Origin of the sequence: Myxosarcina sp. GI1 (assembly GCF_000756305.1) — a bacterium.
Classification (GTDB): Bacteria; Cyanobacteriota; Cyanobacteriia; order Cyanobacteriales; family Xenococcaceae; genus Myxosarcina.
Genome location: NZ_JRFE01000011.1, coordinates 65,178 through 71,538 on the forward strand (window position 1 = coordinate 65,178; position 6,361 = coordinate 71,538).

At 36.9% G+C, this 6,361-nt stretch carries 6 protein-coding genes; 1 reads left to right on the forward strand and 5 read right to left on the reverse strand.

Annotated features, from left to right (window positions below):
• Positions 1-30 precede the first annotated feature (30 nt).
• Entirely contained in the window at positions 31-1,311 is a 1,281-nt protein-coding gene (locus KV40_RS05970; RefSeq protein WP_052055406.1) for an NB-ARC domain-containing protein, read from the reverse strand.
• Between the two features lie 297 nt (positions 1,312-1,608).
• Here KV40_RS05970 and KV40_RS05975 point away from each other — a divergent pair, with 297 nt between their 5' ends.
• Positions 1,609-1,956: a helix-turn-helix domain-containing protein gene (locus KV40_RS05975; protein WP_036478893.1), complete on the forward strand. Its 348-nt coding sequence runs from the start codon at positions 1,609-1,611 to the stop codon at positions 1,954-1,956.
• Between the two features lie 128 nt (positions 1,957-2,084).
• On the opposite strand, the gene KV40_RS05980 is transcribed toward KV40_RS05975, so the two are convergent.
• The 4 genes from KV40_RS05980 to KV40_RS05995 all read right to left on the reverse strand — a co-directional run.
• Positions 2,085-3,983: a cupin domain-containing protein gene (locus KV40_RS05980; RefSeq protein WP_036478896.1), complete on the reverse strand. Its 1,899-nt coding sequence runs from the start codon at positions 3,981-3,983 to the stop codon at positions 2,085-2,087.
• A 381-nt stretch (positions 3,984-4,364) separates the two neighbouring features.
• Positions 4,365-4,985: a DJ-1/PfpI family protein gene (locus tag KV40_RS05985; RefSeq protein ID WP_036478898.1), complete on the reverse strand. Its 621-nt coding sequence runs from the start codon at positions 4,983-4,985 to the stop codon at positions 4,365-4,367.
• Positions 4,986-5,055: 70 nt separating this feature from the next.
• Entirely contained in the window at positions 5,056-5,847 is a 792-nt protein-coding gene (locus tag KV40_RS05990; RefSeq protein ID WP_216595544.1) for an SDR family NAD(P)-dependent oxidoreductase, read from the reverse strand.
• Between the two features lie 82 nt (positions 5,848-5,929).
• The coding region (locus KV40_RS05995) for an antibiotic biosynthesis monooxygenase family protein (protein ID WP_172657238.1) at positions 5,930-6,361 on the reverse strand (432 nt) is incomplete at its 5' end.

Consider the following 6,361-nt stretch of genomic DNA (forward strand, 5'->3'; position numbering starts at 1 on the left):
GATAGATAATTTTTTATGCAAATTAATATACTAACTGTTTAAATATTTATCAAAAACTGGTTCGCAAGAAAACAAACCCATTTTATTGACAACAAGCGATCTTTTAAACAATGACTCTAAACAGATCATTGTTTCTGTAAATGTAGCTAAAAAAAGAAAGTTTTTTTGTATTTGTAGAACAGAGAGAGATTTATTAAAATTTGACAAATTTTTACAAATTGCTTTTTCTAAAGGCGATAGTCTTTTATATTGTTGACTTAAAAGCTCTTCGATCTCACTACATAAAATGTATTCTTGTTGTAGAAAGTTACTAAAGTTGCCACTGTGATCGTTTTTGATTGTCAAAGCTATTGTTTTTAATGCAAATGGATTACCAGAATAACTTTTAATAACAAAATTTTCTTCAGTAATTGTTCCAAATATCTCTTTTTCTCTAAAAATTTTTCTTGCTTCATGCTCTTTTAAACCCTTTAGTTTAAAACAACGGATTGGCAACGTATTTCCCTCAAGAATTGCTGCTTCACAAGGTAATTCGCGACTTATTAGTAGAAAGCAGCTATGATGTTCGATCTCACCAATATTTTTTATTAAATGTCCAAATTCTTTATATGTTTCCTGATAGCAACCACAGTAATTTTCTACTTGCATCGTTGCTTCTACATCATCCAGGACAATTAGACATCGATGTTGACGTAAATAGTCGATCAAATCTAAAAAGCAATCTTTAATGTTTTTTGATGAATTAATAAATAGCGATTTATTATTACCAATAAAAGCTTGTAATAATTTTGACAAAAATTCTTCAAATAATAAAAATTCTTTTAAAGAAATAAAAACCACGCAATCAAATTCTTCTTTTATTTGATTTATTAGTTTAATTGATAAAGATGTTTTACCTACTCCTCCCATTCCATAAAGTGTTACTAATCGACATCTATCTTTTACTAACCATTGTTTTAATTTCAGGAGTTCTGTATTTCTACCGTAGAAGTTGGAAAGATCGACTGTAGTGTTCCATTTTTTTACTTGACGATCGAGTTTTTTGCTATGATTTAGAGATAAATTTGCTAATGTATAGTCGCTTGCAGTCAATTCTAAGTTAAATGTCATAAAAAATTTAACTAGCGTTCGTTTGTCAACTCCTTGATGGCGTTTTAATACTTTAAAAACCGTGTTGTAAGCCAACCCAGTTTTTTCGCTTAATTCTTCATAAGTATATTTATTTTCAAAACATATCACCGATTGAAGTTTTTGTAAGCCTCGATCGGTAAAAATCAAGCCGCGACTGCGTTTTTGTTTCTGCTGATTCACAATAAATACCTGCTCTAACAAAGACGATTTATTTAAACAATTGTCAAAATCAAAAAAAATGTAATATTTTTTACATAAAAAAATTACACTTAAACCTAAAAATTTACCCTTACTAAAACATTTAGTATTTTGTAAAATTAAATACTTACTAAAACCGTTTTTAAGAGCGTTTTAAAAAATTTTAAGTTAGTTTTCAAATCGCTGAGGTACATTGGAACACATCAAAAAAAATGTTCTATCTTTCGATAGATAATATCGCTCGCATCAAAAAAATACTCTATCTTACGATAGACAACAATGGAACCATATTCTGAAGATCTACGACAAAAAATACTTGATATTTATTTGGAAAGAAAAACATCAATTAGACAAATAGCTCAAGACTTTAAAGTAAGTAAAAGTTTCGTACAAAAATTACTAAAACAGTACAAGAAAACTGGATCGATAACTCCTAAAACTAATCGAGGAGGACGATTGCCAAAATTAAATTCCCAACAGATAAATTTAGTTGCAGAGTTAGCAAAACTCAGTAATGATGCCACTTTACAAGAATTATGCAATATGCTGTACGAACAAACTGGAGTCAGAATTAGTCGTCCGACAATGAGCAGAATCGTACGAAAAATAAAGCCTTTAAATAAATAAACTATCGTTTATAGATAAATGCTTCAATTGTGTGGAGATAATAGCACAACATTGTTAAGCTGACGGTGGACAATAGAGGTCAGCAGAGAAAAACAAATCAAGAGCCTGGAAGTAGAAATACATTAGATCTAAACAAAAACAAAATCTTCGGCACTAAATTCGTTAAATATTACTCCTGTTACAGTAGCGAGAGATATGTCTTTATTTGCGCCATTTTCGGTGAATTCGGCGGCAATACTGGTACTGCCAAAATCGCCAAAAGCTGGAAGTAATTGCAGATCTTCAAAGAAAGATACATCTTCAATTCCGCTTATGTAAATTTTGTCAACTCCTAGCTCGAAGTCCATGATGGTGTTGCGAGTATCTGCCAATTCTGGAAGCGATAGTCCCTTTGGTAAAAGAGCGTCAATTTTCTCAGGATATTTAACAGCAACAGCATCGGGTAACTGTCCGTTAGCCAGCCAAAAGTCATCGCTACCAGCTCCGCCATAGAGGAGATTACCACCACCATCACGAATCTGCAAAGTATCGTCGCCGTTGCTTCCATGTAGCTCACTATCATTACCAGCAATGAGATAATCTTTTCCATTCCCGCCATTAAGATAGTTACGACTAGAAACCTCTGCTCCCGACCGACCTGAGCCAATAGCACCGTTAAGATAATCATCACCATCACCACCAAAAACGCGATCGCTGGTGCTGGCTAAGATGATATCATTTCCTTGATTACCATAAAGTCGATTGCGACCCAGACCCTCAGAAGCAAAAATAAAATCATCACCTGCTTCTGCTGATACCACATCTTCTTTATTGACATAAATTTCATCATCCCCACCGCCAGCAAAAATTCGACAGCGACTTAGATCGCTTTTACTATAAAAATCTGCTTCATCGCCGAGAACAACTTGTCGATTAGTAGGGATATTTCCCAATGGTGTTACTGGTGAAGGGAAAAGTTCTTGAGTTAAATCTGGTTCATCTACAGTAGGTATAGAAATTGAAAGTGCTTCTACAGGTTCATCGCTAAAATTAGCGATCGCATATTCATTTTCTGGAGCAATATGGACGTAGGTATTTTTTTCTGCAACTTCTACCTTACCGTCAATTTCAACAGCTAAGTTACCTTCATCTACGTAAAACAGTTGATGATCTTCGCTAGTTACAGGATCGGGAAAATCTTCTGTAGTTTCTGGAGCGAGTTCAAAGCGATCGTAAGCGAATTTATCACCCGATTCCTCCAAACTGGTTAGAGAAGTATATTCGATATCGAAATCACCAGTAAAAGTTGGTCTTTGTAGTAGTCCTTTTTGTTCGCCAGTAGTCCAAACGCTAAAACCATTGATTCGATTGAGTTTTTTGGCTTCTTTGACTACTTTGCCCTTAGCATTTTCTGGTAAAACTAGTAAGTAGTCTAAAGCATCTTCTGGTGGCTGATAATCTGGGTCTAGAGCGAGTAAAGTAATTCCAGCATTGGTTCTAGCAGAAAATTTAGCTAGGTTGATAAAATCTTCTGGTTGGGGACCGTCAAAGGTGGGTATGGGTGCGTCTCGATCTACTACAGAGAGTGCTGAAAAATCAAAAAACAGATCTAATGCTCCAGGAGTAGTCATGGAAAGAGTTCTCGCTCCTGGGGTCACGCCAATTAGAGATGCGGTTGAATCGAGATTGCGATATCCGTGAGTTCTATCGATTGGACCAAAAACTGTTGTTCCTTCAGGTACTACGATACCAAGTTCGCCTCGATCGCCTAAATTAAACTGGAATTCTCCGTCGGTTACGTGCCAAATTTCGTGCTCGAAGGGATGATAGTGAGGTGGCGGTCCACCATTAACGGGAAGAAAAAAATCAAAGAAGTTGAAATCAAAGTCTGTTTCTCTGGTAGTAGACAAAGATGTATATAAGTCACCAGAGGCATATACCGCAGGACGAGTAGAATCGTCTTGTTCGACTAAGGAGTAATCTTCGACTACTTCAGTTGGGATAGTTGTTCCTTCTACACCAACTGTGTTACCTATGCTATGAGTCATATTAATTTATCTTCTTAAACTTATAGAGTTAGTTGCAATTTTCAAGACAATGTATAGATGTAAAATTTTGAAAAAAGTTAATTTTTAAAATAACAAAGATTAGAGTACAAAGAATCGGGGTTTGAGTGGTCTAAATTAATATTCACCTAACGCAAAATAGAGGTTTCAGGCTTTGAGTGCGTAAGTCCCGATCTTATTTAATTACTAAGGTTATATTATATGCAGCATTTTGGGATTTCGTATAAGCACGACAAAAAAGGGCGTTGCTGAATTTGAGATAAAGATCGAGTTAATAATGCTAAGAAAGACCGTGTATAAAACAAGATCGACCGAGACTTTATACATCAAATCTTCAACGCCGCTAAATTTTCTTTAAGGCAGTTACACTAATGCGTATGACTTGACTTTTTCTAGCTCTTTAACAAAAGTCTCCATAAACAAATCGACCATTCCAGGATGTCTACCCGTAATCAAATTGCCGTCAATTACTAAGTCTTTTGTAGCGTCGCAGTCATAAACAATTTCGGCTCCTGCATTTTCTACATCGCAAATTATATTGTGAGCGCAGGTTACGCGACGATTTTGCAGTAGCTCGCGATCGGCGCAAAATAGCCACAAACTATGGCAGATAGCACCTATTTTTAAATTTTGATTGGCGATCGCCTGGCGAAGAAAAACTACGGCAGGAGCGTTATTTTTCTGACCTTTAGCAACCTTCACCTGATATCTCAAGCGATCCATAGCGTATGCACCGATGCAAATAATTCCCTGATAATCTTCTGGTTTGACATCTTCAATTTCAGTTGTAACGGTAACGTGTTCCTCGATGGTGTTATGTTCGGGATTTGAACCAAAACGAATTGACTTATTACCCCAAAGATGAGAAATATATTCCACCTCATAACCTTTACTGGGAAAATATTCATTAAAACGACGGTATTCGGTGCCATCAAAATGTTCTTCAATTAGTACGGCAATTTTTCCTTTAGAATTTGTTGTCACGATCTTCTCCTATTGACAAAATAATTGTTTGAGATATTGCTAAAAAAAAGCGAAATGGCTTGAAAGATACCTAAAGCATTTGAATGCCTCCGCTAACTGGCAAATAAGCTCCTGTAATAAAATTTGCTTCAGAAGAAGCTAACAGCAAAATAGCTTTAGCAATATCGTCGGGTTTGGCAAGCTTCCTGAGAGGTGTCATCTGCCGTGCGGTATCTTTGATAGCTTCGGGGATAGTAGAGGCTGTATCGGTCTGTGTCAGTCCAGGTGCGACGGCATTTACGCGAATGCCATGAGGACCAAGTTCTAGTGCCAGGCTTTTTACAAAAGCATCAATTCCCGACTTGGCAGTATTGTGAGCGATTAGACCTTCTTTAGGCAAGCGTGAAGCCGCACTACTAACGGCGATGATGCATCCTTTACCCCGCTCGATCATTGTTGGTGTAACTGCTTTACAGCAATTAAAAGCAGCTTTTATTTCCCCTACTAGCTTTGCTTCAAAGTCTGACCACTGGTAAGCTTCAAAACTAGCAGTAACAAACTTAATTGATGCGTTCAGCACAATAGTATCAATCGAACCAAATGTCTCAGATACTTGTCGAACCATTGCGGCAACTTGTGCTTCATCTTTAACATCAGCCTGAATGGTAAGACCCTTACCGCCTTCAGCTTGAATCTCTTTTAATACTGAGGCAGCAGCTTCCGAACTACTGTGATAGTTAATTGCTACGGCTGCACCTTGAGAAGCTAGTAACTTGGCTGTGGCTGCACCAATTCCCCTACTAGCTCCAGTTACCAAAACTACACGACCTGCCATCAATTTGTTATTTGGTTTAGCCAACTTATTGTCTGGTTTAACGAACATAGTTATTCAAATTATTTATTTGATGATGATTTTGTAGGAGAGCAAATTCGTACTTACTGTCTGTGCTATTTCTTACCTCTCCTTAATTGGCTATAGACTGGTGGTAGATTTCGTACATATGTCCATCTGGCGAAACTTGCTGGAATATTTGGGGTTCGAGCGATCGCATCTTGCCATTTAAAGAAGCTTTAAAAAACTCAGGACTTTCCCACTGAGCGTAATTTACGACTCTTTTCCCATCCAGGCTTTTATGCAGGCTCGAAGAAATAAAACCAGGTTGTTTCTTAACTGTACTTTCGAGATATTGAGAAATTTCATCTAGTAATTGCTGCTGCTCTAGTGGCTCGACTTCAAACACCACAATTACGGGAAATACTTCAGAGTTTTGATTTTTATCGAGAGTTACTTGGTTCATAATAGATTCATTCCAGGGGGACATATCGGCATAAACACGCCATTCGCTGACTCGATTGCCTCGCAAACGGTAAATATCACAGCAGGCAATCGTTACCGT

Bases quoted from the DNA above. Each gene is read 5' to 3' on its own strand.
- KV40_RS05975 (WP_036478893.1), top strand. From the start codon at position 1,609: ATGGAACCATATTCTGAAGATCTACGACAAAAAATACTTGATATTTAT.
- KV40_RS05980 (WP_036478896.1), bottom strand. From the start codon at position 3,983: ATGACTCATAGCATAGGTAACACAGTTGGTGTAGAAGGAACAACTATC.
- KV40_RS05990 (WP_216595544.1), bottom strand. From the start codon at position 5,847: ATGTTCGTTAAACCAGACAATAAGTTGGCTAAACCAAATAACAAATTG.